Source organism: Pseudomonas sp. MWU13-3659, from assembly GCF_023757525.1.
GTDB classification, from domain to species: domain Bacteria; phylum Pseudomonadota; class Gammaproteobacteria; order Pseudomonadales; family Pseudomonadaceae; genus Aquipseudomonas; species Aquipseudomonas entomophila_E.
This window is the reverse complement of sequence record NZ_JAMSHW010000010.1, coordinates 145,393-168,810: the sequence shown is the minus strand read 5'-3', so window position 1 is coordinate 168,810 and position 23,418 is coordinate 145,393. Positions and strand designations below refer to the sequence as shown.

Below are 23,418 nucleotides of genomic sequence, written 5' to 3'. Positions count from 1 at the left end.
GTACAGCCATGAATCTACCGATCGTTCGAGCCATCGCCTGCGCATGCGCATGCGCATTTACAGCTGTGGGCATTGAGGCCGCGCCGCTGCCTCCGGCATCAGGAGGAGCCGCCTCCAGTGTTCAGCAGCTCACCCAGGAAAGCACCCTTTCGCAGAACAAACCTCATGAGAAGGCCGCTCAGGAGTGGGGCCTGACCTCCAAGGAGTATGAGCGATATCAAGAGGTGATGCAGGGGCCCCGGGGGGTGTATTCGCCAGGGCTTGACCCACTGACGGCGCTTGGAATCGAGGCAAGGTCGGATAGTGAGCGGCGCCGGTTTGCCGAACTGCAGGTCCAGGCCGAGCGTCAGCGAGTCGACAGGGAGCTCGCCTATCAGCGCGTCTACGACGAGGCATACCAGCGCCTGTTCCCGGGCATCAAGGCCATTGAGATCTCGGCCTCCAATACGGCCCCGGGAGGATCCTCCGTAACCGGCCCAGCTCTGGAAGGCAATGGACGTATGGCGCTCTTCGTCAAGGACGATTGCCTGCCCTGCATTGACCAGGTCAAACGCCTGCAGGCGTCCCAGACTCCATTTGACCTGTATTTTGTCGGCAGCCAGAACGACGATGAGCGAATCCGCCGCTGGGCAATTCTCGCGGGTGTTGACCCGTCCAGCGTTAAAAGCCGACTCATCACACTCAATCATGACCAGGGCCGTTGGGTTCGCCTTGGGCTCGGCGGATCGCTGCCTGCCGCCGTGACACAGGTGAATGGATCATGGCGTCGTCAATGAGAGGCTGGCGGCTCTGTCTTCTGCCCGTGCTGCTGCTCGCCGGCAACGCATGGGGCGTAGAAGATCCGCCACCAGCTTACAAGGCGATCGCGATCCGGCACGGGGTTCCGCCCGTCGTGCTCTACTCAGTGGCGCTGCAGGAGAGCGGGACGCGACTGCGCGGCCAGCTTGTGCCGTGGCCGTGGACATTGAATGTTGCCGGTACCGGCTATCGTTTCGCCACCCGCGCAGACGCTTGCCGGGCGCTGTTGATCGCTATTGCGACGGCCGGGCCCGCTCGGGTCGACGTGGGACTTGGCCAAACCAATATTCGCTCGAACGGGCATCGCTACAGCGTCCCCTGCGAAGGCCTGGACCCTTACAAGAACTTAGCGGTGACCGCCCAGATCCTGGCTGAGCAGAAGGCCAAGGGTGGAACCTGGATCGATGCTGCCGGGCGGTATCACCGCCCTGCCGGCGGCGCGCCGGCAGCAAAGTACCGTGGCTACTTCGCGAAACATCTCAGCCGGGTCACCGGCATCAATTTCGAGGTACGGACCCCATGACATATCCCCAGGCCTGGCGGTCACACGTCGGGCAAGCCCTGGCCTTTGCGATTGTGACCAGCCTGGCCGTGCCCACCCATGCTGACCAGCAAGCGGTGCTCACAGTGGTGGAGGACCGCGGCGGAGCATCCGCACTGCCCTACTACCAGGATATTGCGCCCGAGCCCGCGCACGCGCCCCCGGTTGTGACTGGCGTCCGGGCTGGGGGCGCGTTCCCGGTGTCGACTCCAGAACTGAGTCCGGGCCCAGTGCAGGGACGGGTGATCAATGCAGCAGGCCTGCAGCCGATGTTCCTCGTCGGTGACGATCTGATGTCGCAAGCCTGGCTCAAGCAACAACTGCCGGCTCTTCAACGCCTGCAGGCAGTAGGCCTCGCTGTGAATGTCACCAGCGCTGCACGACTGCAGGAGATCCGCCGCTGGGCACCTGGGTTACAGGTGATGCCTGTTCCTGCCAGCGATATTGCTGGTCGCCTGGGGCTGCAGCACTACCCGGTGCTGATCACAGCTACAACTCTTCAGCAGTGAGAACCGGTATGCGCCCCACACGACCTGTATCGCCGGTGTTCACGCTGATCATCAGCCATCCCCTGCACCGTCCCGGCCGGGAGCAAATGATCGAGCAGGTCCGTCACGTGAGCGAGCTCTACGGTGCGCGCTTGACAGGGATCTCCGAACTCAACGAGCACGCATTCGCCCAGCGGCTGGCCGAGCGGCTGACTCCGGACCAGGTCGAGCAGGCGCGCGCCGAAGTCGACGCGATGACCTACACCGCGAGGACCTGACATGGCGACTTACACCCTTGAGTCTCTGCTCCGCCCACCGGTGGAGCTCTTCACCACTGCGGTCTGCTATGTGGCAGCTGCGCTCTGCGTTGGCGCGCCCTGGGCTTTTGCCCTGACTCCACTATTCGGGATTGTTGCTGCCCTGGGCTTTGCCTACCTGGGCACCATTCGGCTGCTGCAGGCACGGAGGGTCCTACGCTACCAGGCGAACCTCAGGCGGCTCCCCCACTACACAATGACCAGCGCTGAAATACCGATCAGCAACGAACGCCTGTTCATCGGCCGTGGGTTCCGATGGACTCAGAAACACACACAGCGCTTGGCCGATACTTACCTCCCTCAGTACGCGGTCTATGTCGAACCCACCAAGCTCTACGAACGGGCACGTTGGTTGGAGGAGCGTCTGGAGTTCGCGCCCTTCCCTCTCAGGGCGATCATCAAGCTCACCAGCTGGGATTCAAACTGGAACCCAGCCAGGCCGCTTCCCCCTGTAGGCGGGTTGCCCAGACTTCACGGAATCGAACCGGATGAGCAGAACGTCAGCCTTCCTCTGGGCGAGCGAGTCGGGCACTCCCTTGTGTGTGGAACCACACGGGTCGGGAAGACCCGGCTGGCTGAAGTCTTCATCACCCAAGACATACGCCGTACACATCGACGCGGGACACGCGTGCACATGGGGCGCAGAAATCAGGCACCACATCGGTGGAGCCGACGCCGTAGGCCCGACCAGCAACCTGACCACGAGGTTGTGATCGTGTTCGATCCCAAGGGCGACGCCGACTTGCTGAAGCGCATGTACGTAGAGTGCAAGCGCGCTGGACGCCTCGACGAATTCTATGTGTTCCATCTCGGCTGGCCAGACATCTCCGCACGCTACAATGCCATCGGTCGTTTTGGCCGGATCAGTGAAGTCGCGACCCGGATTGCGGGCCAACTCTCCGGTGAAGGCAACTCTGCTGCATTTCGAGAGTTCGCTTGGCGATTCGTCAACATCATCTCGCAATCGTTGGTTGCGCTAGGCCGTCGCCCCGACTACGAGCAGATCCGGCGGCATGTCATCAACATCGACGAGCTGTTCATCGAGTACGCGCAGAAATACTTCGCTGAACATGATCCGAAGGCCTGGCAAACCATCGTCGAGCTGGAAGGCAAGATCGATCGCAAGAACCTGTCATTCGCCATGAAAGATCGCCCGCTGCGCGTCGTGGCCATCGACATGTACTTGACCCAGAAACGCATCAACGACTCCGTCATGGATGGTCTGCGCAGCGCAGTGCGCTACGACAAGACCTACTTCGACAAGATCGTTGCATCCTTGTTGCCACTCCTCGAAAAGCTCACCACTGGCCGTATCGCTGAACTCCTCGCACCCGACTACCTGGATCTCGCTGATCAGCGACCGATCTTCGACTGGATGCAAGTGATTCGAAAGCGTGCGGTCGTCTACATCGGCCTCGATGCGCTATCCGATACCGAAGTGGCTGCGGCGGTGGGCAACTCGATGTTCAGCGACCTGGTCTCCGTCGCTGGCCACATTTACAAGCATGGCATCGATGATGGCCTGCCCGGCCATATGGCCGGTGGCAAGGTCCGAATCAACCTCCACGCAGACGAATTCAACGAGCTCATTGGCGATGAATTCATCCCCATGGTGAACAAGGCCGGTGGTGCCGGCATGCAAATCACCGCGTACACGCAGACGATGAGCGACATCGAGGCCAAAATTGGTTCAAAAGCCAAGGCCGGCCAAGTGATCGGTAACTTCAACAACCTGTTCATGTTGCGCGTCCGTGAGACTGCAACGGCTGAGTTGCTGACCAATCAGTTGCCGAGAGTCCAGATCTACAACAGCACGCCAGCGAGCAGCGCGAACGATTCGGTCAATGGGAAGACAGCGTTCACCTCCAGCTCGCACGACCAGGTGCAGTTGGCAAGTGTGCCGATGATTGAGCCAGCCCACATTGTTGGCTTGCCCAAGGGCCAGGCCTTCGCCTTGATCGAAGGCGGCAACCTTTGGAAGATCCGGATGCCACTGCCGGCGAATGACCCAGACGACGTGATGCCCAGCAATCTGCAGGAACTGGCCGCCGGCATGCGGCGATCGGCGGCGTCCGCAAACGACTGGTGGGAGGCTCCCGGCTACCAGTCGTTGAAAACCGCCCTGCCCGACGACCTGGTCGAAGACTTCCGCCATGTGGCCACCGATGAAGCAGCTTGAGGTGTAGCCCATGGCAGATGACGTTTCAAAGAAGGCTGAACAGCAGCAGGAGCGACAGGAATCGCTGTTCAGCAAGATCTTCTGGTTCCCGTTCAACTTCCTCGGGGTGATGTTCGGCTCGCTGATCGTCGCCATCCTCGTCGACTGGGTATGCCTTTACTTCTTCTGGCCAGAAGCCGGCTGGCGACACGGCCAGCAAATGCTGGTCAGCGAGGTCGGCTGGTTGTCCAAGGGGCTGGTCCACAGTGCCATCGTCCAAGAGCCGGGGCGCACTGCGACATGGCTGGTCACCGAAGCCTATGACTGGCTGATCGTGAAGACCGGGATGCTCAGCTGGGTCCAGGGGATGGAGTCAATCGCCCAGGCCGGGCCACGCAACGAGCTGGATATGCGCTACTGGGCCGCTCAAAGCGTCACAACGGTCCAGAACTATGCCCTGGCGGCCCTCTTCACCGTCCTGGTGTTTTGCGTCCGCCTGGTCGTGCTGCTGATGACGGTACCGCTTTTTGCCATGGCTGCACTCACAGGCCTGGTCGATGGCCTGGTGCGGCGAGATCTCCGTAAGTTTGGTGCCGGCCGGGAGTCCAGCTACCTCTACCACAAAGCGCGCGCAACGATCGTTCCGCTGGCCATTTTCCCGTGGACCTTCTACCTGGCTCTCCCCATCAGCATCAATCCCATGCTCGTGCTACTCCCCTGCGCCGCCCTGCTAGGCATATCCGTGAACATTACGGCCGCGAGCTTCAAGAAATATCTGTGAGGATCTGCATCATGTTCGACCGCATATTCAATGTCCTTTTGGACATCACTCTTCCCCTGATGTTACCGGTCTTGTTGCTGACCTTATTCTTCTGGTTCACACAAGGAGGAGCATGATGCAATGGGCCCACGAGCAATTACTGATCATCACGCAGGAGTAACTTAACACTAGGTCCAGCGCGATGTTCTGTTCAAAAAACCGGGCGCTGCCCGGTTTCAACATGTTTGAATTCAAGCCTCCAGCGCTGGCTTTTCTTCTGCAGACTGGCCGATGAACAGCTCGTGTTCTTCGTTCAACCTCTGGAGTACCCGATGACCGGAAAGGCTAGCGAACTGGCCTTGATGGTAGGTGAGCTGAACTTGACCGCCATCAGCAAACGTCACCTGATGCACGGTGGAATCACCTTCACCCTGGATGGTGTAATTGGTCACTTTGGAGAGGTCGAGAAGGCCAACCGATTTAGGCAATGTCAGCAAGGTGATCGTGCCATCATCCGCCATCTTCATTTTTGCGCCACTAGGCCGAGTAATAACCATCCCGTCTTCGACGCGCTCTATGGTGTTTCCAAACGCCTGCGCACCGAGCAAATTACCCTCTGCATCCACTTTTACGGTGCTATCCCCTAGAGTGAACTGAGCCCCACCGGAACCAACGTTTACATCCACTTCGCGACCGTCGATCTTCAATTTTGCCATTTGTCACTCTCCATATGGGCTGTCCGACAGGGAGCCTCCACCTGGAACATGGTGGCTATCTGCCAATATGCAAGCAGTCAATGAACGAAAATTCGTACGCCCACGTCCTGGCTTCACTCCAGCCCTCTGAAAATGGCGCAATGGGATTTAGTCGGTTTTGACCGATCAGGTGTTGTATCAAGATCGGTTGAAGCATTTCGTCAACGTGAACTGCTTCGAGAAGAAATTCTACGGACTCGGGATATGTATTTCTTGAGGCAAGCTCTCCCCTCACCTCGGCATCCTGAGTTCACAGTCAGTCGTGCCAGAGACCTGTCGTGAACGAGTTTGACCACCTCATTACATTTTCTCGCCGAATCCTGCTTGGCGCGCTGATCAGCGTCAGCGGCGGCTTTTCATTTGTACCCAGCGCACAGGGTGCCGGCGCATCAGAACAGGCCAACATCGAAGTGATGATCCGTCAGTTAAATGCCCTGGAGGACTCGGCGCGGCGCAGCGCCACGATCGCCAGCGAACCGGGTCAGCGCTACCACTTCGACTATGAACGCCTGGCCGGCGACATCCAACGTGTTCGCCAAGGTCTGCAGGAGTACCTGACCCCAAGTCGCGCACAGCCACGGGATCCGGCAGAGCTGGCGGGCAAATACACCCTCACCGGCGGGCGAATGCCATGAGCATGAGCGGGACTCAAGTGGCGGCGTTCAACGCCGCCAGCGGTATCACCCCCCAAGCCAGCACTGTGCTGTTCGTCGGCACTGTCATCGCGCTATCGACGCTGTGGGGGGCCTGGGCGCTGTACAGCATCTACCGCGGCTGGGCGACCCAGAACATTGACAAACACATTGCAGGGTCGTCGACCGTCCGAGTCATCGTCCTGCTACTGATCCTCTCTGCACTCGTTCTCAGCTAGCTACTAAGGAGCTAATCGATGTCCGTTCGAAAAACCACCAAATCACTGATCAGCGCTGCCTCAGCTGCAATGGTCTGGCTACCCGGGCTCGCGGCGGCAGCTCTACCAGGATCACAGGCCCCAACCCGGGGTGAAGGCACCAGCTGGCTGCAGACTATCCAGAACTATGGGTATGACGGATTCATGCTGCTCGGGCTTCTCCTTCTGGGAGGCATGATGGTGGGTGTCGCGTCCCATGCCTATGGGGTTTACCACGATATCCATGAAGGCAAGAAAAAGTGGCGAGACCTGGGGCTCACCGCTGTTGTCGGGATCAGCCTGATCGGCGTTGGCATCTTCATGGTCACCAAAGCTACTGGCATCCTCTAACTGGTGCTGCGATATGGCTGAGACCACTTACCTGAAGGATGGAACGCTCGACTTCCTACCCCACAACCTGAACAGGCAACCCATCGTCATGGGCGGCCTCACGGCTGATGAGATGTGGGGAACGGTCGGTGTTTGTGGGGGGGCCGGAGTGATTCTGGGCATCCCTGTGTCGTTCTTGTTCGGCAACCCAGCGCTCTTCATCGCTTGCGCGCTTGTAGGTGGTGCTTTGGGCTTGACCGTGGCAAGCCGAATTCTCCGGAAGATGAAGCGCGGCCGGCCGGACACATGGTTTTACCGCCAGCTCCAGTTCTACATGGCTCAACACCTCCCCTTCCTCGGTGCCCCCCAGCTGGTCACGCGGAAGGGTGCATGGACATGCCGTCGTACAGGAAAGTAGGGATCTTCATGAGTTTTCGAAAACGAGTGGATGCTCAGCAGGCACACATTCTCAGCTTGCGAATCGCGGTCATTGTGCTGGGCGCAGTCAGTCTGTTTGCGTTCTACGGTTGGCACAAGGCCCCCGAAGACCTGACCGTGCATGTGCCGCCAGATCTCCGCTCTGGCAGCACTCGCAAATGGTGGGAGGTGCCTCCAGAGAACGTGTATGCCTTCGGGTTCTATATCTTCCAGCAAATGCAACGCTGGGAGAAAAACGGGGACGACGACTATCAGGACAACATCGAGCGTCTGACCTCCTACGTGACCCCTGGCTGCAAGGAATACCTGCAGAAAGACTACGAGATGCGCCGTAACGCTGGTGAGCTGCGCCGCCGTGAGCGGAGCGTCTCGGAAATTCCGGGCCACGGGTTGACCGACCCTGGCGTGATGCGCGTGGAAGAAATCGGAATCAACGATTGGACTGTCAACCTGGATCTGCTCGCTGACGAGTCGGTGAACGGGGAGCGGGTCAAGCGCGCCATGACCCGCTACCCACTGTCGATTGTCAGGGCCGACGTCAACCCAGAGAAGAATCCGTTCGGGTTGATGTGGAACTGCTACGCCTCCAACCCGCAACGCATCGAGGTTGATCTGCAAGCCGCCGGGGTGAAACCATGAATCTGCGCGCCTGCCTCCTCGCTCTGGGCCTCTTTGCAGCTGCCGATGTGAAAGCGGTAGAGCTGCTGCAGTGGGATCGTATCCCCATGGCAATCCCGTTAATTGTCGGTCAAGAGCGCATTGTGTTCGTCGACCAAAACGTGCGCGTAGGCATGCCTCCGCAGCTTGTCGGCATGCTTCGCGTCCAGAGCACCGGTGGCGCGGTCTACCTCCTGGCTAGCCAGGAAATTCCACCGACCCGGCTCCAGCTTCAGAATGTGGCCACCGGCGAGATCATGCTGGTGGATATTGCCGCGACACCGGCAGCAGAGGGCCAAGCCAAGCTTGAGCCCGCGAAGATCGTCGCTGGTGCGGCTCCCTCCACCTACTACGGTGATACCACCGCCACACGAGCGCCGACGAGGCGATCCGCGACGTCGGAGGAGGAGGATGTTCCGCCGGCACCCCGCCATGAGACTCCTGCGCCGGTGGCCCTGACCCGCTATGCGGCGCAAATGCTGTATGCCCCCCTTCGGACCGTTGAGCCTGTCGCCGGCATCAGCCAGGTGCGAGTTGACCGTGCCCTGGACCTGAGCACCTTGTTGCCGGTGTTGCCAGTGGAGGCATCGATCCTGGGGGCTTGGCGCCTCGATAACAGTTATGTCACTGCGGTCAAGCTGAGGAACCTGAGCACCCAGCAGTTGACGATGAATGCAACAGAGCTGATGGGCAATTTCACCACGGCAACATTCCAGCACCCGTACCTTGGTGCTCGCGGAAACGCCAGCGATACCACCACGCTTTACCTGGTCACCCAAGGCAAAGGACTGAAAGAGGCCTTGCTGCCGTCCTCGGTCAGCCAAATTGATCCGAAAGCAGGAGGTCGCCGTGGGCAGCCTGAAAAGTAATCCACTCCTCAAGTACCTGCTCATTCCGGTGTTGATCGTAGCGCTCATCATCCTGTTCAAGGGTGGGAGCAAGAAAGACGAATCGGCGGCTCCTGAAGAAGAGACGATCAAGATCGGCAACGACACCGCGCGCAAGCTAGGGGTAGACGGTGACACCCCCGCCGACACCCTCCGCACAGTGGTCGCTGAAAGCCGGGAGGTGAAAGACCAGATCGCAAAGGTGCTGACCGACAACAAAGAACTCAAGGACCAGAACGCAGAGCTCCAGCTCCGGCTCTCGCGCATAGATCAGAATGTCGATAGCAAACTGAATGATACGAAGGGCGAGCTGCAGGAGCAGGTTAAAAACCAGAGCATGGGCCTGTTGGACCAGTTCCAGCGTCAGTTGGATACCCTGTCGCAGAACCCCAATGCCGCTGGGCAGGACCTGCCCATCGGGCTTGGTGTGCAACCAGGTGACGGCGCGGGTTTCGACAAGGGTACGAAGTCCAATGGTCTCGTTTGGGTGGAGCCAACCGACGCCACTGCCGTGGACGCCAGCGGTAAACCACTCCAGCCGGGCTCCCCCCAGGCGGCCAGCGGTTTCAATTTTCCCACCAGTTTTAACACCCTGGACAAAGGCCAGACCGTTCTCAACGCGACGGCGCAGAACATCGGCGCTGAGATGTCTCCCCAGGATACCCGCAAGCAAGTGCGCAAAGCCTACACCCTGCCCCAGAACTCGACTCTGATGGGGTCAGTGGCCATGTCGGCGCTCATTGGCCGCGTCCCGATCGATGGAACAGTCAATGACCCCTTCCCCTTTAAGGTCCTGATCGGCCCGGACAACCTAACCGCAAACGGCATCGAGCTACCTGACGTCGTAGGCGCCGTCGCCAGTGGTACCGCATCGGGCGACTGGACGTTGTCTTGCGTGCGCGGGCAAGTCCGGAGCCTGACGTTCGTGTTCGCCGACGGCACGGTCCGATCGTTCCCAGCCCCGGCAGATGACGCCAACGGCAGCCAGAACAACAACCAGAACAGCAACAACGGGAACGGCCAGCCTGCAATCCAGGGCGGAGTCGGCTGGATCAGCGATTCCTACGGGATCCCCTGCATCTCCGGCGAGCGCCGGTCCAACGCCAAGGAGTACTTGACCAACCAATCCCTGGTGACGGCCGCGGGCGCCGGCATCGCCAAACTGTTGAAGGCTGATGAACAAAATAGCTCGACGACCTTCAGCAGCGGGGGAACGTCCTTCGGCACCACGGGTTCCTCGGGGAACTCCGCCATGGGCGCCATCCTCACTGGCGGGGTCAGCGATATCCGCTCCTGGATGAACAAGCTCTACGGCGAAGCATTCGCTGCCGTGTACGTTCAGCCCGGGGCGAAGGTCGCCGTTCATCTGGATCAGCAGCTCGCCATCGACTACGAGATCAAAGGCCGCAAGGTCGATTACAACGCCGGAGCCAACCATGTATCCGCAAACCTGGACTAAGCCCCACCTGCAGGCCGGAGCCTGGCTCGTGCTCGCCCTCATTCTCGGCGGATGCACGACTGACAAAGACGAGCTACTGCCCCACGGGGAAGCCAACATGATGGACGTCTGGCAACACGGAACGTCTGGCGGGACCTCTGGCAGCTCCAATAACAGAATGCTACTGGATGCGCGCCAAGAGCTCCGCCGGCCGCTCGATGAGGCGCAGGTAGTTCGCCAACAGGCAGGTGCTGACGCCTTCACTCGCACGCCCCAGAACGAGATTTACAGCCAGTTCAAGCGCCTGCCGAACCCTGACCTGGTGATGTACGTGTTCCCGCACTTGGCTGGAACAGATCCGGTCCCGGTCCCGGGCTACACCACGGTGTTCCCGATGTATCAACGCGTGCAGTACGCCATGCCAGGCGAGCGGACGGAGGAATACTGATGCAGATCATTAGCAAGTGGCTTGGCAAAAACCCTGCAACACCCATAGAGCCCGTGCTTGGCCAGACAGCCACCGGGCACGAGCCAGTCAGCGACTGCCCTACTGCGAACAGTGCGGCCTTCAGCGAAGAAGTCCGCCAGGCTGCGACCGACCGGTACATCACCCGCCTGGAATCCATGGGCATCCCGTCACCCATCGACTGGCAGAACCCTAAACGTCGTCCAGCGACCAAAGCAGACGTGTCGAGAATGTACGAGGTAAACCCCTCCTTCGTGGACATGCTGCCTTGGGCGGAATATCTGCCCGAGGAAGAAGCCATGCTCCTCGAGGATGGCATATCCAGGGCAGCGTTTTTCGAACTGGTACCGATCGGCACCGAGGGGCGCTCCGACGACTGGCTTCAGCAAGCTCGCGATGCGTTGCAAGGTGTTCTGCAGGACAGTTTCGACGAGCTGGAGAGCTCCCACTGGGTAGTCCAGCTCTACGCCCAGGACGAAACGGACTGGGGTGACTATCTGCAAAAGCTTCAGGCCTACGTACAGCCGCGAGCTGAGAACACGGACTTCACCAAGCAGTACCTCGAGCTGTTCCGCCATCACCTCGAGTCCATCTCCAAGCCGGGTGGATTGTTCGTCGATACGGCGGTCAGCCATCTTCCTTGGCGCGGGCAAACACGGAAAGTCCGCCTGGTTGTGTATCGCCGGGTGAAGAAGCAGGACCTCGTGGTTCGGGGGCAGGAGCCAGGCGCCTACCTAAAAGCAATCTGCGACCGCCTGAAAGGGTCGCTGGCCAACGCCGGCGTCACGACCAAACGCATGGATGGGTACGCGATCAAGCGCTGGCTCGTAGGCTGGTTCAACCCACACCCGGACCACCTGGGCTCGACTGATCGCGATATCCGTCGATTCTACGAGACGGTCTGCCAACCACTGCGGGAACTTGAAGAGGGAGAGGTTCCCGTGGCCAGCGGCACCGACTTCTCGGAGAACTTGTTCTTCCGGGAACCGCGATCGGACATGGACAGTGGTCTTTGGTCGTTCGATGGCATGCCGCACCGAATTGTGATGCTCGATCGTTTGAAGAACGCGCCCCTCACTGGACATTTGACTGGTGAGACCAAACAAGCAGACGCGCTGAACTCGCTGTTCGATCGACTGCCGGAAGACACCGTACTGTGCATCACCATGGTGCCTACACCACAGGATCTGCTTGAAGGGCATCTCGAACAACTGTCCAGGAAGGCGATCGGAGATACCCAGGCGTCCAGCCACACGCGGGAAGACGTCCAGCAGGCCCGATCGATCCTTGGGCGCAAGCACAAGCTGTATCGCGGCAGCGTCGCCTTCTTTCTCCGTGGCCAGACCAAGGCCGTGCTCGAGGAGCGCACCATCAACTTGTGCAACGTGCTCCTCGGCGCCGGTATGCAACCAGTCCAACCTCAAGACGAAGTGGCGCCACTGAACAGCTACCTGCGCTGGCTGCCATGCAACTTCGATCCTAGTGAAAACCGCGCACTAGATTGGTACACCCAACTGATGTTCACACAGCACATTGCTAACCTGGCACCAGTCTGGGGGCGCTCTACAGGTACGGGAAACCCAGGGGTAACGCTTTTCAACCGAGGAGGCGCACCTCTCACTTTCGACCCGCTGAACAAGCTTGATCGGCAAATGAACGCGCACTTTTTTCTGTTCGGCCCCACCGGCTCAGGTAAGTCGGCCAGTGCCACGTACCTCATCCTTCAGGCTTTGGCGCTGTACCGACCACGCCTGTTTGTGGTCGAGGCAGGAAACAGCTTCGGCCTACTGGGTGAGTTCGCACAGCGGCTCGGGTTGACTGTCAACCGGGTTCGCCTCTCCCCCGGCTCTGGGGTGAGCCTTGCGCCTTTCGTCGACGCCGTCCAGCTGGTCAAAAACAAGGACCATGTGAAGGTCCTGGATGCCTCGGACGTGGACGCCTCCGATGAGCACCTGGCCGATGCTCTAGCGGGAATGGAAGACGAGCAGCGGGACATCCTGGGCGAGTTGGAGATCACCGCACGCTTGATGATCACTGGTGGAGAGCCGAAAGAGGACGCCCGACTCAGTCGGGCCGATCGTAGCGCCGTCCGCCAATGCATCTTGAACGCTGCTGAGCTGTGCGTCAGCGAGGACCGCCCAGTGCTGACCGAAGATATCTGCGCGGCTCTCCAAGCGATGGCAAACGACGATGGCATCCCGGAAAGCCGACGCAACCGTTTCATGGAGATGGCCGAGGCCATGGGGATGTTCACCATGGGCACTGAAGCTGAGATGTTCAACCGCCCAGGTACCGCCTGGCCTGAGGCAGATCTCACGATCGTGGACCTGGCCACCTACGCACGCGAGGGCTACCAGGCACAAATGGCGATCTCCTACATCTCGCTGCTGAACACCGTGAACAACATTGCTGAGCGAGACCAATTCAAGGGACGGCCACTGATCTTCTTCACTGATGAAGGCCATATCCAGTTGAAGGTGCCGCTTCTCTCCCCGTATGCCGTGAAGATCACAAAAATGTGGCGGAAACTCGGTGCCTGGTTCTGGATGGCGACCCAGAACGTTGATGACGTCCCGCCAGAGGCGTCGGCGCTCCTGAACATGATCGAATGGTGGATCTGCCTGAACATGCCGCCAGACGAGGTGGAGAAGATCGCGCGATTCCGCGAGCTGACACCGGCACAGAAGACAATGATGCTGTCGGCTCGAAAGGAGAACGGCAAGTTCACAGAGGGGGTTGTTCTCGCCAAGCGGATCGAACTGCTCTTTCGCGTCGTCCCGCCGAGCTTGTGCCTCGCGCTGGCGATGACTGAGCCGGAAGAGAAGAGGCAGCGGTACGAAATCATGCAGGCCCTGGGCTGCGACGAGCTGACCGCCGCTCTGGAGGTGGCCGCCGACCTGGATCGCAAACGCGGCATTACCCCTTACCCCATCATCTTTCCCGAAACGAAGAAAGCCGTGGAGCGCATGGCATGAGAGTCATGAATACCCTGACCCAGAGCATCATTGATAACCTGACCCAACTGCTCAAAGACCCCGGGCACGATACGCTCCAATCCTTGGCAATTTGCGCGCCGGTACTCATCGAAGAGCTGCAGCAGATCAAAAATAACGCAGTTGATCGACGAGATCTTCTGCCGTTGCTCCAGGGCGTTTTCAGTGAGTGGCTGCAACAGCATCCACAGCCCGAGGGCGCCCTCGCGGACCTTCAAGATGCACTGCAGCGCCTATACCAGCCAGTTCAAGTAGTGTCTGGCGATGAGGGTGGGCCACATGCGTAGAGACCGCTTGATAGGCAGCTTGGCCTACCTGCCACTCTTGGCCGGCTTAATCGTTGCTGTCTGGCATTTAACGAACCAGAGCCCACAATCGAGTGGGCCGAGCGGGACTTGGTATTTCGGGTCTCCCAGTGCTCGATGGACCATCACCGAATACGCAGACCTCGAGTGCCCCTACTGCAGGGCATATACCCCCCAACTCAAGCAATGGGTTAGCGAGCAAGACAACGTGAAGCTCGCTTGGCACCACTTTCCCCTTGATACCCACGGAGCCGCAGCACTATCGGAGGCACGGCTTGTGCAATGCGCAGGGTACTTGGGGGGGACAGAGGTTTTCTGGCAGGCGATCGACCAGGTCCTGATGCGCACACGAGGCAATGGACGAGGACTCGTTGAAGACTTGGAGGTGCCCGGTGTCTCCACCCAGTCTCTTTCCAATTGCGCTAAGACATACACGGACATCCGTGAAGCTGTTGAGAGACAGCTGGCTGTGGCCAAGAGCCGAGGCATTGCCGCTACCCCCACAATCGAGATCACCGACAGTCTGACGGGGCACAGCATTCGCCTGGAGGGGCCGGTAGACAGCGCTGCGTTGCTTTCGGTTATCGATGCCCTTGCCGCCCAGGCCCCACTGAGCGAAGAGGAGTCAAGGTAATGATCCAACTCACGGTCTCGCGCACCAACAACAATGACGAGGAGCGCAACCTGCCAAGCAGGTTCTTTCCAAGTTCAGGCTCCGGTCACGGATGGTTTCAGCTTGAGCCGGCCGGGGAAGAGTTACCCTCGCACGCTGAGCTAAGCTGGGCTCTCCAGAAGTGGAATGACGACTGTGTATTGATGGACTACGACGCTACCACAGGTAATGGACGCTTCGTGATCGTCGACTGGTATGCGCCGGCACCAGGTACCGTGATCGAGCTAAACCTGCAGCGCGAAATGAATTTGGAGGAGCTGGATCCTGATGACGCGGAATGGTTCGACGATATTTCAAGCCCTATCAAAAAAAACGTCTTATTTTGATAGTTTCGTGAAGATTGGACGCGCTAGTATGAAGCGAAATTTTTAAAGGAGATACAGTAGTGAGCACTATCCAAATTGGGTAATCGCGCCTCTGTCAGCCATACCCAAGCTTCACTCACAACGTCTAATCGGCCATAGAACTTCAACCTCCCTTCCGAGCAATCATATGATTCAGATTTCAGGCGCAGCAACTGCACATGCCGAAGTATCTACCTCACACACAGGCAAAAGCACGGAGCTATTTCGTGACGTCGCCTATATAGGCCAAAAAATTGGCGAGGGCAGTCAAAAAGATATATTTCATTCAGACAACGCACAGTACTGCCTCTGCCTATTCCGTCCAGGTACGACTGGTAATACCTCTCCTGAGGACTGCGCAAAAAATGAAATGTCCGTGTCCCAGAGACTTAAGGAATTGGGATTTCCGGTACTCAGTGTGCGTGGGCTAGTAAAGTACAATGAATTGTTCGGTGTAGAAAAATACTATATTCATAGTGCGCTCGACTCAGAAGACTTAATCAACAATAAAAGAGTTCTTCCGAGCGATATCAATTTCAATAAATGTATTCTAGCCGACTGCGACACAATCATCACACAACTTAAATCGCATTCAATACATATCGAAGACTTGCAATTTCTGATCGACATAAACGGCAACGTGTTGATCAATGATCCGCGCGACATAACTCACACGTCACCTGCAAAAAGTATCGACAAAGTCAAGGAGCTTCGTGCGCGCGCATTGGAGAATCTATTGGATATTGATAGTGATTAGAGAACAAGCATACTCGATTTACATGCTGCTGCAGCGCCTTTAAGAGGGTGTAGACAAAATCATGTAGTGAGTCGGCGTGCGAGGATGCGTGCCTCGACTAGCCATACCCAAGATTCACTCACGGCGAACAGTCGATCGTGGTGCATGATCAGCCGCCGAGCCCTCTCATTCCAGGCATGAGTCCGCTCAACAACCCATCGCTTGGGCATAACTACAAAGCCGGTAGGTGCAGGCGCCACAGTAAACAGATCTCCCTGCTCTGAGCGCCATTGCCCGGTTCTTCTATTGTTTGGCCCACGGATCACTTGAACATCGATTGCGTGCGTTTGATGCGTACGTTGAGCCCACTTTCCTGCGTAGGCACTCTCGACGAAAAGCGTATTCAATGACGGATATTTTTCCTTCGAGTACGCTACCGCAGCATCTGCCGCGTCGCGATCCTGCACGCTTGCAGCACTGATACTCACTGCCAGCAGCAGGCCCAACGTATCGACTATCAAACTTCGTTTACGCCCCTTCACCTTCTTGCCGGCGTCGTAGCCGCTGTCACCGCCCTGGGGCGAACTGCGGGTCGACTGAGCATCCAGGACGGCCGCCGAAGAGCTGTCAGCGCGCTCTTCCCTCTCACGCCACTGCGCACGCAAGCGATCATGCATTTGCTCGAATTTGCCTTGGGCACTCCAGCGGCGGAAGGTCTTGTAGACATTGTCCCAATGAGGAAACTCGCGGGGGAGCATTCGCCATGAGCAGCCCGTGCGTACTACATAGCAACAGGCCTCAAGCAGCGTCCGTCGAGAATGGAGCGGCGGTTGCCTATCGATGGTAAATATAAATCTTTGACCATCCAGCATTCCGATGATGGATTGGGCAGGCGCTCCTTGAGGCTCACATCTGACGCGGTCTCCAGGCCACGCGACCAGTGCCCATTCAGCATCAGTCAAGCAGCTGGGATATCGGCTGCTGATCGTGTCCCGGGGAGTGGTGTAACTGAACCAGCCGAAGGCGCCCTGCGGGCGAAAGAGGATGGTCATCGTGGTTCTTGGCTAACGTTGAGTTTGCGGACTTAACCTTCACCAGAGAAACCACGATGACCAAGCCCACTATCGCATTGACCGAGTTGGTTGAGAAAGGGGCAGACGCTGATCTGCTCAAGCAAATGATCCAGTTCGTTGCCCAGCGCATGATGGAGTTCGATGTCGAAGGCCTGTGCGGCGCCGGCTTCGATGTCAAAAGCCCAGACCGGACGAACAGCCGCAACGGCTACCGGGATCGCCTCTGGCAAACCCGCGCCGGTGACGTTGACCTGAAGATCCCGAAGCTGCGCCAGGGCAGCTACTTTCCTGGCTTTCTCGAACCTCGACGTACTGCCGAGAAGGCGATGGCAGCGGTGATCCAGGAAGCCTACATTCAAGGCGTTTCAACGCGTTCGGTGGACGAGCTGGTCAAAGCCATGGGCATGACGGGCATCTCCAAAAGCCAGGTCTCACGGCTAGCCGGTGAGATCGATGAACGCGTTCATGCCTTCCTTGATCGCCCGCTTGAAGGTGACTGGCCCTACCTGTGGATCGATGCCACCTACGTCAAGGTGCGGGAGGCCGGGCGCATCGTCTCGGTCGCCGTCATAATCGCTGTGGCCGTAAACACTGACGGTGGCCGCGAAGTTCTGGGCATGCGGGTCGGGCCGTCAGAGGCCGAGCCGTTTTGGACAGACTTCCTGCGTAGCCTCATGCGACGTGGTTTGCGGGGCGTGAAACTGGTCATCTCCGACGCTCACGAAGGCCTCAAGGCAGCTGTTTCCAAGGTCTTCAACGCAACCTGGCAGCGCTGCCGTGTGCACTTCATGCGCAACGCCATGGCCCACGTCGGCAAGGGCCAGCGCACCATGGTGGCGGCACTGCTGCGCACGGTCTTCGCTCAAGACAGCCGTGCCGAATGTCATCAGCAATGGCGCTTAGTCGCTGATCAGTTGCGCGAAAAGTACCCCAAGATCGCGGCGCTCATGGATGGCTGCGAGGATGAAGTGCTGGCGCACATGGCATTTCCCAAAGCACACCGCCAGCAACTGCACAGCACCAATCCACTCGAGCGGCTCAACGCCGAAATCAAACGCCGCACCGATGTCGTGGGGATTTTTCCTAAGGATGGTCTGAAATAGCCGGATATTTTCCGGCTATCGAGCAGCCAATACTTCAAAAAACGCCGCACGTTGAAACCTGATCAGCAGTCTCTGTTTTTCGGGGCCATCGACCACTGCACGGTACCTCGCAGCAGCCATTTCCTGCATTACGCGCGCACCTCTCCTGCTCCCGCCAACAAATGTCGGCGTGCCATCCACAGGTTCGACAAAGCGAATAGCGTCAGCATCTGCGCGGTGTTCTTGGCCAATCCTCGAAAACGTACTTTCGAATAGCCGAACTGGCGCTTGATCACCCGAAAAGGATGCTCGACCTTTGCTCGAACCTGGGCTTTGGCCTTCTCGATTTTGCGGATCGCTTTGTACAAGACGCTGCGCTTCCCATGCTTCTTGTACGTGCTGCGCCGGGCAGCAATCTGCCAAATGACTCTGCGCCCCGCGTGCTCCTCGCGCTTTTCGACACCGGTGTATCCGGCATCTGCACAGACCACGTTTTCCTTGCCGTGCAGCAGTTTGTCGACCTGAGTGACGTCGGCAACGTTGGCTGCAGTGACCACAACGCTGTGCACCAGACCCGACTCATCATCGACGCCGATGTGGGCTTTGGCGCCGAAGTAAAACTGATTGCCCTTCTTCGTCTGATGCATCTCGGGATCGCGCTTGCCGTCCTTGTTTTTGGTCGAACTGGGCGCGTGAATCAAGGTGGCATCGACGATGGTGCCCTGGCGCAACGACAAGCCACGATCCCCCAGATACTCATTGATGACACCGAGAATCCCACCCGCCAACTCATGCTTTTCCAGTAGACGTCGGAAGTTGAGAATAGTGGTTTCGTCCGGGATTCGTTCCAGGCTCACTCCGGAAAACTGGCGCAGGATCGTCGTTTCATACAGCGCCTCTTCCATTGCCGGGTCGCTGTAGCCAAACCAGTTCTGCAGCAGATGTACGCGCAGCATCGCCATCAACGGATAGGCCGGGCGACCGCCTTCGCCCTTTGGGTAATGTGGCTCGATCAGGGCGATCAAGCCTTTCCACGGCACCACCTGATCCATCCCGATCAGGAACAGCTCTTTGCGGGTCTGCTTACGCTTGCCGGCGTACTCGGCATCAGCGAAGGTCATCTGCTTCATCAGGCGTCTCGGCGGTTGAGATCAGGCATTCTGCCAAATATGGAAGTCCTCATTGGAACAGGTTGCCCATTCATTGCTGGGCTGCCTGTTGTGTCCGGCTCTATAGAAAGCACTATGGTGTGGTGCGTGGGTCAGGGTGTGATGAATTTTTGCAGTTTTTGATACAGATCCAGTCGTTTTTCATGGATGGACGTTACCATTTCCTTTCCGTGGGTAGTCGCCAGGTACGATGCTTGGTGATTTACCAGCGTTTGCTTCTTTTTGTTAATCTCTGTTGTATCGCCCCCCGGATGATTATCGATATATTGGGCAAGTCGACTCTTAGATTGAGCATGCTTCATAAAGACAGGTGGCAAAATAGTGTCTTTGTAGTGATTTTGAATATCGCCTTTGATATTTAGCTCATGCAAGGCTGTAATCTCATCGTGGTGTTTGTGTAGCTTCTTTGCGGTCACGAGGCTGAAAATCCCACATTCACTCGCACTTCGCTGGATGTCCATGAATATCGTGTAAAAGCTGTGCTCTCGCCCGTGAAGCCCCTTGGCGATTTGTTGGGATAGGTCGCTGTCGAGTTTGGCTGGCCCATGATTCAGGAAGGTGCTGGGCTCAAAAGAAATAATTGAGCACTTGCCGTTCATTACGCGAAAGTCTAGCGCACTCCAATGGATACCTTCTGTGCCGATATTGACAATAATCCTGCCAGAGCTGACGCCATCCACCAGGGCGTCTTGAATGCAGTTGACGGCTAAACTCGGCGAAGGTGCGAGCATGAGGTTAAACCCAGGCGCTGACCGGTTTGCATACTCAATCAAACCAGGCATGAGTCCGACGTCGTGATGGTCGAAGCGGGTTGTATGCCAGTGATCTGAATGCAGTGCTTGGTTCACCTCAGCAATGCACTGATTCAAATTTTTCTGATAAGAAAGCAGCTTTGCAGAACTGGCCTCTGCTAAATTGGTTTGTGCCAGGGAGATCGCTGGGATTTTCAACATCATATGCCTCGCTCGACTGAGTCGATAATTGTGCAATTGCTCATTAACTGGTTGCCTTTCTGGGGGGCTTTCGTTTTCAGGAGTGGCCACTACCCAATATGCATGAGTGATAGCTTTCACTGTCATGCTAAAGTTCTCTATTGGATGTGGTCGTCATTTTTTAGTTTAGTTATCTGCGCAATTCGCTTGCTGGTACGTGGGTGCTGGACTCGGCATGCAGCACAAAAAGCACCCTGATAGGTAATGCCTGTCAATTAAGGATGATCTGAAATAGCCATGAATTTCTGGCTGATTTCAGTGGTTGCCAATTACAAAAGCGCCGGACTGATCCAAAACACTCAGATCAAGCCGAACCAGTTCTGTATCAGATGCGCGCGCAGCATTTCCATCAACGGGTAGGCCGGACGACCGCCTTCGTCCTACGGATAATGCGGCTCGATCAAGGCGATCAAGCCCAGCCACGGCACCACCTGATCCATCTCGATCAGGAACAACTCCTTGCGGGTCTGATTGCGCTTGTCGGCGTACTCGGCGTCAGTGAAGCTCATTTTCTCATCGTAAAAGTCGGGCAATGGGATCGGCGTACTTCACCAGATTTGGGAAGTCTTTTTCAGGATTTCCCTAACGATCCGGCCATCACGCGGTTGGTAGGCGCGATGCTGCTGGAGCAGAACGACGAGTGGTGCCTGCAACGACGTTACATGCAGTTGGAGGCCTTTGAAGCAGTCAGCGATAATCCACAGGCCAAGCTGTCGGCCGTGATCAACTAAACGGCAAACTCAGTGGCCAGAGCCATGATGAGTTACACCACTTCCTGGGACACGATCTCGCTGCTCCAGCAGCTGGCGCCGGTGCGTTTCGTTGTAGCCATAGGACTTGCGAGGCTCGGCTGACTGAAAGCTACCCTTGGTGCGCTGCTTTACGCGTGTAATCCCCGCCAGTTTCAACGCTTTGGCAAAGGTGTCGGGATGAGCGGTGATACCCGTTTCAGCAAGGAATGCACGCGCCAATTCAGCTTGGCTGGAATAGGGGTGAGCATGAGCCATGCTTGACCAGCAGTGGGTACTGCTCCACGGCAATCGAGGGCGGGCGTCCGGTTCGAAGCATGACTTCAAGGCGGTCCTGGCAGATAGGAGCGGACAGTTTAATTTATTTTGTCTACACCTTCTTAGACGTTCTGGTCGCCCGTTTTAGTAGTTTTGGCCGAAAGCCCCCCCCGGAACATGTGATCCGGGAGTATCCTTTGAAAACTTACGCGGAGGTTTATGTCTCAGACCTTCGGGTGCGTGATCTGATCCTGCTCAGGGATGCCCTTCAGAACATTCATGATTGCAATCAGGTACGCTGCAAGCAACGTCATGCAATCACGGCAACACACTACTTCGTACTGACCGTTACACGGCCCGAACAGATGCTCGCTGAGCGATACATCCAAGTTCTCGCTGCGGCAATCGGCGTTGGGGCACTTAGGCCGGCCAAGCGCTCTGAATTTCACCGGGTCTTAATAGTTAGCGATATCGAAAATCATGACTTCTCCCTGTGTATTGAGCAGAAGCCGCAGTGTGTACTGGCTTTCTTCCCTCTCGGCACCGGATCGATTGCTTAGCAACATAAAACGGCGGTCATTTGTTTTCGGGAGTTAGCTTTGGGCCATGCTGCGCAAATTTAAGCTGCTCTGCCTCAATGGTGGACTCGCCGCGCGTCTACTCTCCCGCAAAATCCAAGCACCTTCAGATATCTATTTCCTGGTGCGCCTGAACGGCCAATCCGTTTTCCTGTATCGGTCCCCCCATTTCAGGTGAAGTCCCATGTTCAACATCCCCCTGCCTTCATCGCAAGCAGCCCTGTTGCTCGTCGTCGCATTGGCCAACAGCACCGCGCATGCCGAGACATGGGCCATTACAGACGCTGCGCACCCACTGACCTCAGTGCCAGCAGATGTGCGTGTCATCAAGCTCGATGACCAGCAGCGCATCGAGGAGCAGCTGTCCAGGAAGTTACCACCCAACCCGCACCAGGCAGCGCTCGCCGCAAGACAATTTATGGGCACCCCGGCCGGAGCAGCACTGATGCAACAGCTGGCCGTTGCCCAACAGGCCAATGCTGATGCCTGGAGCCTCGGCGTCTCGAAAGTACCGGCTGTGGTGGTTGATCGCCGGTATGTGGTTTTCGGCCAACCCGACGTGACGGCCGCCATGCAGACCATTAACCAGGCAAGGGGGCGATGATGAGGCAAATTTCCCGACTCACCCTGGCGGGTTTTCTCACGTCGGCATTACCGTTCTCAGCCTCTGCGGCCATCAGCTCGGCGGCGATTATCGCATCCACCAGCTCACCGACCTGCCTGGAGTACAAAGTGGTCGGCATTTGCTACTGGCTGCTCTGCACGCCCATCGGCTGCAAAGTCAAAACCTCGACCAAAGTCCGGCACTACATCCCGGACGCGGTGGTGTCCGCATATGCCAACACAGGAGGGAACCCCTGGACAGAAGTGAGCCCCATGGGTGCCCCAAATGCGACAGCGCAGGCCGGCCATGATGGAACCACCAACCACAACGCCGAGAACAACATCGCTAAGTTCAAGGAGGCTGACGTTATCGGCCACCCTGGAGCCGCTGTGTTCAGCCGGTTTGCCAGCTCTTTCGGATACTCCTGCCACGGCGCGACCACCCCATACGTGCCCTACATGCTCAGCACGCTGGACACACTCGCATGGCGGTACGGGGTTCCCGAATCCGTCTATCCCGAGGCGCTGATCCCTGGCATGCGTGAAGTCGGGGGACTTCTCTCAGCCGACATGTGGGGAAGCATCTACCCACGTAGCGGGTTTATCCACCAGGTAGACGACTTCAAGTCCGGTGCAGTCATCGCCCAGCGCGCCGGTGACATCACAACCCGCGTCGGGCAGCCCCACGTGTACCTCCCGATGCGCTCCCAACCGGAGCCAGGCTACTGGCCTGCCGGGGAACTGAAAGAAGGTGATGCCAGCACAGGCAAGTGGCAGTCACTCACGCCAACCATGAGCCCCACCTGCGCCGTGTTCCCTTCCCCTGGCCCCAATGCCGACGCGGTCGACGAAGCCTATGCCTGGGCCCTGTGGCGGCCCTATTCATGCTGCCAGCGAAAGGGTCAGACCTTCCTGGGAAGCACTGACTTCCAATGAGATAC

The 23,418-nt window shown here is 57.8% G+C and carries 25 protein-coding genes and 5 pseudogenes; 24 read left to right on the top strand and 6 right to left on the bottom strand.

The window, feature by feature from the left end; all coding sequences use genetic code 11:
* Positions 1 to 8: 8 nt before the first annotated feature.
* Genes NGM28_RS15195 through NGM28_RS15170 form a run of 6 tightly spaced genes read left to right on the top strand, consistent with a single transcriptional unit; the run spans position 9 to position 5,083 of the window.
* Complete coding sequence (locus NGM28_RS15195) at positions 9 to 776, top strand: TIGR03759 family integrating conjugative element protein (RefSeq protein WP_252090637.1); 768 nt, start codon at positions 9 to 11, stop codon at positions 774 to 776.
* Entirely contained in the window at positions 773 to 1,321 is a 549-nt protein-coding gene (locus NGM28_RS15190) for a lysozyme family protein (protein ID WP_502943862.1), read from the top strand. Before NGM28_RS15195 ends, NGM28_RS15190 begins: the two co-directional genes overlap by 4 nt.
* Positions 1,318 to 1,848 (top strand): integrating conjugative element protein, encoded by a 531-nt coding sequence (locus NGM28_RS15185; protein WP_252090635.1) that lies wholly within the window; start codon positions 1,318 to 1,320, stop codon positions 1,846 to 1,848. The genes NGM28_RS15190 and NGM28_RS15185 overlap by 4 nt, the downstream gene beginning before the upstream one ends.
* An 8-nt stretch (positions 1,849 to 1,856) precedes the next feature.
* A complete protein-coding gene (locus tag NGM28_RS15180) occupies positions 1,857 to 2,105 on the top strand; it encodes a hypothetical protein (protein WP_252090634.1) in 249 nt (82 codons plus the stop codon).
* Between the two features lies 1 nt (position 2,106).
* Positions 2,107 to 4,323, top strand: coding sequence for a type IV conjugative transfer system coupling protein TraD (gene traD, locus NGM28_RS15175; protein ID WP_252090633.1), 2,217 nt, complete (start codon positions 2,107 to 2,109; stop codon positions 4,321 to 4,323).
* 10 nt (positions 4,324 to 4,333) lie between these two features.
* Positions 4,334 to 5,083, top strand: coding sequence for a TIGR03747 family integrating conjugative element membrane protein (locus tag NGM28_RS15170; RefSeq protein ID WP_252090632.1), 750 nt, complete (start codon positions 4,334 to 4,336; stop codon positions 5,081 to 5,083).
* A 230-nt stretch (positions 5,084 to 5,313) separates the two neighbouring features.
* On the opposite strand, the gene NGM28_RS15165 is transcribed toward NGM28_RS15170, so the two are convergent.
* Positions 5,314 to 5,778, bottom strand: a complete 465-nt coding sequence (locus NGM28_RS15165) for a hypothetical protein (protein ID WP_252090631.1) — start codon at positions 5,776 to 5,778, stop codon at positions 5,314 to 5,316.
* 356 nt (positions 5,779 to 6,134) lie between these two features.
* Between NGM28_RS15165 and NGM28_RS15160 the strand changes: the two genes are divergently transcribed.
* The 13 genes from NGM28_RS15160 to hopBF1 all read left to right on the top strand — a co-directional run bounded on the left by NGM28_RS15160 (position 6,135) and on the right by hopBF1 (position 15,994).
* On the top strand, positions 6,135 to 6,452 hold the full coding sequence (locus NGM28_RS15160; protein ID WP_502943861.1) for an integrative conjugative element protein, RAQPRD family: 318 nt from the start codon (positions 6,135 to 6,137) through the stop codon (positions 6,450 to 6,452).
* Positions 6,453 to 6,454: 2 nt separating this feature from the next.
* Positions 6,455 to 6,688, top strand: a complete 234-nt coding sequence (locus NGM28_RS15155; protein WP_502943860.1) for a TIGR03758 family integrating conjugative element protein — start codon at positions 6,455 to 6,457, stop codon at positions 6,686 to 6,688.
* Between the two features lie 18 nt (positions 6,689 to 6,706).
* Complete coding sequence (locus NGM28_RS15150; RefSeq protein ID WP_502943859.1) at positions 6,707 to 7,057, top strand: TIGR03745 family integrating conjugative element membrane protein; 351 nt, start codon at positions 6,707 to 6,709, stop codon at positions 7,055 to 7,057.
* Between the two features lie 13 nt (positions 7,058 to 7,070).
* Entirely contained in the window at positions 7,071 to 7,454 is a 384-nt protein-coding gene (locus NGM28_RS15145; protein ID WP_033899127.1) for a TIGR03750 family conjugal transfer protein, read from the top strand.
* Between the two features lie 8 nt (positions 7,455 to 7,462).
* The gene (locus NGM28_RS15140) at positions 7,463 to 8,113 is read left to right on the top strand and encodes a PFL_4703 family integrating conjugative element protein (protein WP_252090673.1); all 651 of its coding nucleotides are present in this window, start codon (positions 7,463 to 7,465) and stop codon (positions 8,111 to 8,113) included.
* Positions 8,110 to 9,000 carry a TIGR03749 family integrating conjugative element protein gene (locus NGM28_RS15135; protein ID WP_252090630.1) on the top strand — a complete coding sequence of 297 codons (891 nt, stop codon included), beginning with the start codon at positions 8,110 to 8,112 and terminating at the stop codon, positions 8,998 to 9,000. Before NGM28_RS15140 ends, NGM28_RS15135 begins: the two co-directional genes overlap by 4 nt.
* Positions 8,981 to 10,477 (top strand): TIGR03752 family integrating conjugative element protein, encoded by a 1,497-nt coding sequence (locus NGM28_RS15130; RefSeq protein WP_252090629.1) that lies wholly within the window; start codon positions 8,981 to 8,983, stop codon positions 10,475 to 10,477. The genes NGM28_RS15135 and NGM28_RS15130 overlap by 20 nt, the downstream gene beginning before the upstream one ends.
* The gene (locus NGM28_RS15125; protein ID WP_252090628.1) at positions 10,455 to 10,904 is read left to right on the top strand and encodes a TIGR03751 family conjugal transfer lipoprotein; all 450 of its coding nucleotides are present in this window, start codon (positions 10,455 to 10,457) and stop codon (positions 10,902 to 10,904) included. The genes NGM28_RS15130 and NGM28_RS15125 overlap by 23 nt, the downstream gene beginning before the upstream one ends.
* Complete coding sequence (locus NGM28_RS15120; protein ID WP_502943858.1) at positions 10,904 to 13,897, top strand: conjugative transfer ATPase; 2,994 nt, start codon at positions 10,904 to 10,906, stop codon at positions 13,895 to 13,897. The genes NGM28_RS15125 and NGM28_RS15120 overlap by 1 nt, the downstream gene beginning before the upstream one ends.
* The gene (locus NGM28_RS15115; RefSeq protein ID WP_252090627.1) at positions 13,894 to 14,202 is read left to right on the top strand and encodes a hypothetical protein; all 309 of its coding nucleotides are present in this window, start codon (positions 13,894 to 13,896) and stop codon (positions 14,200 to 14,202) included. Before NGM28_RS15120 ends, NGM28_RS15115 begins: the two co-directional genes overlap by 4 nt.
* Positions 14,180 to 14,854 (top strand): DsbA family protein, encoded by a 675-nt coding sequence (locus NGM28_RS15110; RefSeq protein WP_353620522.1) that lies wholly within the window; start codon positions 14,180 to 14,182, stop codon positions 14,852 to 14,854. The genes NGM28_RS15115 and NGM28_RS15110 overlap by 23 nt, the downstream gene beginning before the upstream one ends.
* Positions 14,854 to 15,219, top strand: coding sequence for a hypothetical protein (locus NGM28_RS15105; RefSeq protein ID WP_252090625.1), 366 nt, complete (start codon positions 14,854 to 14,856; stop codon positions 15,217 to 15,219). The genes NGM28_RS15110 and NGM28_RS15105 overlap by 1 nt, the downstream gene beginning before the upstream one ends.
* A gap of 166 nt (positions 15,220 to 15,385) precedes the next feature.
* Positions 15,386 to 15,994, top strand: a complete 609-nt coding sequence (gene hopBF1 / locus NGM28_RS15100) for a T3SS effector protein kinase HopBF1 (RefSeq protein ID WP_252090624.1) — start codon at positions 15,386 to 15,388, stop codon at positions 15,992 to 15,994.
* Between the two features lie 59 nt (positions 15,995 to 16,053).
* Here the strand turns inward: hopBF1 and NGM28_RS15095 are convergent.
* Positions 16,054 to 16,806: pseudogene (locus NGM28_RS15095) on the bottom strand (IS5 family transposase); the annotation flags it as partial.
* Between the two features lie 275 nt (positions 16,807 to 17,081).
* Here NGM28_RS15095 and NGM28_RS15090 point away from each other — a divergent pair.
* Positions 17,082 to 18,137 (top strand): annotated as a pseudogene (locus tag NGM28_RS15090) (IS256 family transposase); the annotation flags it as partial.
* A 140-nt stretch (positions 18,138 to 18,277) separates the two neighbouring features.
* Here the strand turns inward: NGM28_RS15090 and NGM28_RS15085 are convergent.
* The 3 genes and pseudogenes from NGM28_RS15085 to NGM28_RS15075 all read right to left on the bottom strand — a co-directional run.
* Positions 18,278 to 19,258: an IS5 family transposase gene (locus tag NGM28_RS15085; protein ID WP_252090623.1), complete on the bottom strand. Its 981-nt coding sequence runs from the start codon at positions 19,256 to 19,258 to the stop codon at positions 18,278 to 18,280.
* 131 nt (positions 19,259 to 19,389) lie between these two features.
* On the bottom strand, positions 19,390 to 20,376 hold the full coding sequence (locus NGM28_RS15080; protein ID WP_252090622.1) for a YopJ family acetyltransferase: 987 nt from the start codon (positions 20,374 to 20,376) through the stop codon (positions 19,390 to 19,392).
* Between the two features lie 221 nt (positions 20,377 to 20,597).
* Positions 20,598 to 20,798: pseudogene (locus tag NGM28_RS15075) on the bottom strand (transposase); the annotation flags it as partial.
* A 69-nt stretch (positions 20,799 to 20,867) separates the two neighbouring features.
* Here NGM28_RS15075 and NGM28_RS15070 point away from each other — a divergent pair.
* Positions 20,868 to 21,020 (top strand): annotated as a pseudogene (locus NGM28_RS15070) (IS256 family transposase); the annotation flags it as partial.
* 60 nt (positions 21,021 to 21,080) lie between these two features.
* Here NGM28_RS15070 and NGM28_RS15065 read toward each other — a convergent pair.
* Positions 21,081 to 21,357 (bottom strand): annotated as a pseudogene (locus NGM28_RS15065) (IS5/IS1182 family transposase); the annotation flags it as partial.
* A 136-nt stretch (positions 21,358 to 21,493) separates the two neighbouring features.
* Between NGM28_RS15065 and NGM28_RS15060 the strand changes: the two are divergent.
* From NGM28_RS15060 to NGM28_RS15050, 3 genes are all read left to right on the top strand, one after another.
* A complete protein-coding gene (locus NGM28_RS15060; RefSeq protein ID WP_252090621.1) occupies positions 21,494 to 21,856 on the top strand; it encodes a hypothetical protein in 363 nt (120 codons plus the stop codon).
* A 202-nt stretch (positions 21,857 to 22,058) separates the two neighbouring features.
* On the top strand, positions 22,059 to 22,478 hold the full coding sequence (locus tag NGM28_RS15055; RefSeq protein ID WP_252090620.1) for a TIGR03757 family integrating conjugative element protein: 420 nt from the start codon (positions 22,059 to 22,061) through the stop codon (positions 22,476 to 22,478).
* Positions 22,478 to 23,413 (top strand): TIGR03756 family integrating conjugative element protein, encoded by a 936-nt coding sequence (locus tag NGM28_RS15050; RefSeq protein ID WP_252090619.1) that lies wholly within the window; start codon positions 22,478 to 22,480, stop codon positions 23,411 to 23,413. The genes NGM28_RS15055 and NGM28_RS15050 overlap by 1 nt, the downstream gene beginning before the upstream one ends.
* Positions 23,414 to 23,418: the final 5 nt, after the last annotated feature.

Excerpts from the sequence above, each read along its gene's own strand:
- NGM28_RS15055 (WP_252090620.1), top strand. The coding sequence starts at position 22,059 with ATGTTCAACATCCCCCTGCCTTCATCGCAAGCAGCCCTGTTGCTCGTC.
- NGM28_RS15050 (WP_252090619.1), top strand. The coding sequence starts at position 22,478 with ATGAGGCAAATTTCCCGACTCACCCTGGCGGGTTTTCTCACGTCGGCA.
- NGM28_RS15135 (WP_252090630.1), top strand. The coding sequence starts at position 8,110 with ATGAATCTGCGCGCCTGCCTCCTCGCTCTGGGCCTCTTTGCAGCTGCC.
- NGM28_RS15110 (WP_353620522.1), top strand. The coding sequence starts at position 14,180 with ATGAGGGTGGGCCACATGCGTAGAGACCGCTTGATAGGCAGCTTGGCC.
- NGM28_RS15155 (WP_502943860.1), top strand. The coding sequence starts at position 6,455 with ATGAGCGGGACTCAAGTGGCGGCGTTCAACGCCGCCAGCGGTATCACC.
- NGM28_RS15185 (WP_252090635.1), top strand. The coding sequence starts at position 1,318 with ATGACATATCCCCAGGCCTGGCGGTCACACGTCGGGCAAGCCCTGGCC.
- NGM28_RS15145 (WP_033899127.1), top strand. The coding sequence starts at position 7,071 with ATGGCTGAGACCACTTACCTGAAGGATGGAACGCTCGACTTCCTACCC.
- NGM28_RS15150 (WP_502943859.1), top strand. The coding sequence starts at position 6,707 with ATGTCCGTTCGAAAAACCACCAAATCACTGATCAGCGCTGCCTCAGCT.
- traD (WP_252090633.1), top strand. The coding sequence starts at position 2,107 with ATGGCGACTTACACCCTTGAGTCTCTGCTCCGCCCACCGGTGGAGCTC.
- NGM28_RS15170 (WP_252090632.1), top strand. The coding sequence starts at position 4,334 with ATGGCAGATGACGTTTCAAAGAAGGCTGAACAGCAGCAGGAGCGACAG.
- NGM28_RS15080 (WP_252090622.1), bottom strand. The coding sequence starts at position 20,376 with ATGACAGTGAAAGCTATCACTCATGCATATTGGGTAGTGGCCACTCCT.
- hopBF1 (WP_252090624.1), top strand. The coding sequence starts at position 15,386 with ATGATTCAGATTTCAGGCGCAGCAACTGCACATGCCGAAGTATCTACC.
- NGM28_RS15180 (WP_252090634.1), top strand. The coding sequence starts at position 1,857 with ATGCGCCCCACACGACCTGTATCGCCGGTGTTCACGCTGATCATCAGC.
- NGM28_RS15165 (WP_252090631.1), bottom strand. The coding sequence starts at position 5,778 with ATGGCAAAATTGAAGATCGACGGTCGCGAAGTGGATGTAAACGTTGGT.
- NGM28_RS15105 (WP_252090625.1), top strand. The coding sequence starts at position 14,854 with ATGATCCAACTCACGGTCTCGCGCACCAACAACAATGACGAGGAGCGC.
- NGM28_RS15125 (WP_252090628.1), top strand. The coding sequence starts at position 10,455 with ATGTATCCGCAAACCTGGACTAAGCCCCACCTGCAGGCCGGAGCCTGG.
- NGM28_RS15195 (WP_252090637.1), top strand. The coding sequence starts at position 9 with ATGAATCTACCGATCGTTCGAGCCATCGCCTGCGCATGCGCATGCGCA.
- NGM28_RS15120 (WP_502943858.1), top strand. The coding sequence starts at position 10,904 with ATGCAGATCATTAGCAAGTGGCTTGGCAAAAACCCTGCAACACCCATA.
- NGM28_RS15115 (WP_252090627.1), top strand. The coding sequence starts at position 13,894 with ATGAGAGTCATGAATACCCTGACCCAGAGCATCATTGATAACCTGACC.
- NGM28_RS15085 (WP_252090623.1), bottom strand. The coding sequence starts at position 19,258 with ATGAAGCAGATGACCTTCGCTGATGCCGAGTACGCCGGCAAGCGTAAG.
- NGM28_RS15190 (WP_502943862.1), top strand. The coding sequence starts at position 773 with ATGAGAGGCTGGCGGCTCTGTCTTCTGCCCGTGCTGCTGCTCGCCGGC.
- NGM28_RS15140 (WP_252090673.1), top strand. The coding sequence starts at position 7,463 with ATGAGTTTTCGAAAACGAGTGGATGCTCAGCAGGCACACATTCTCAGC.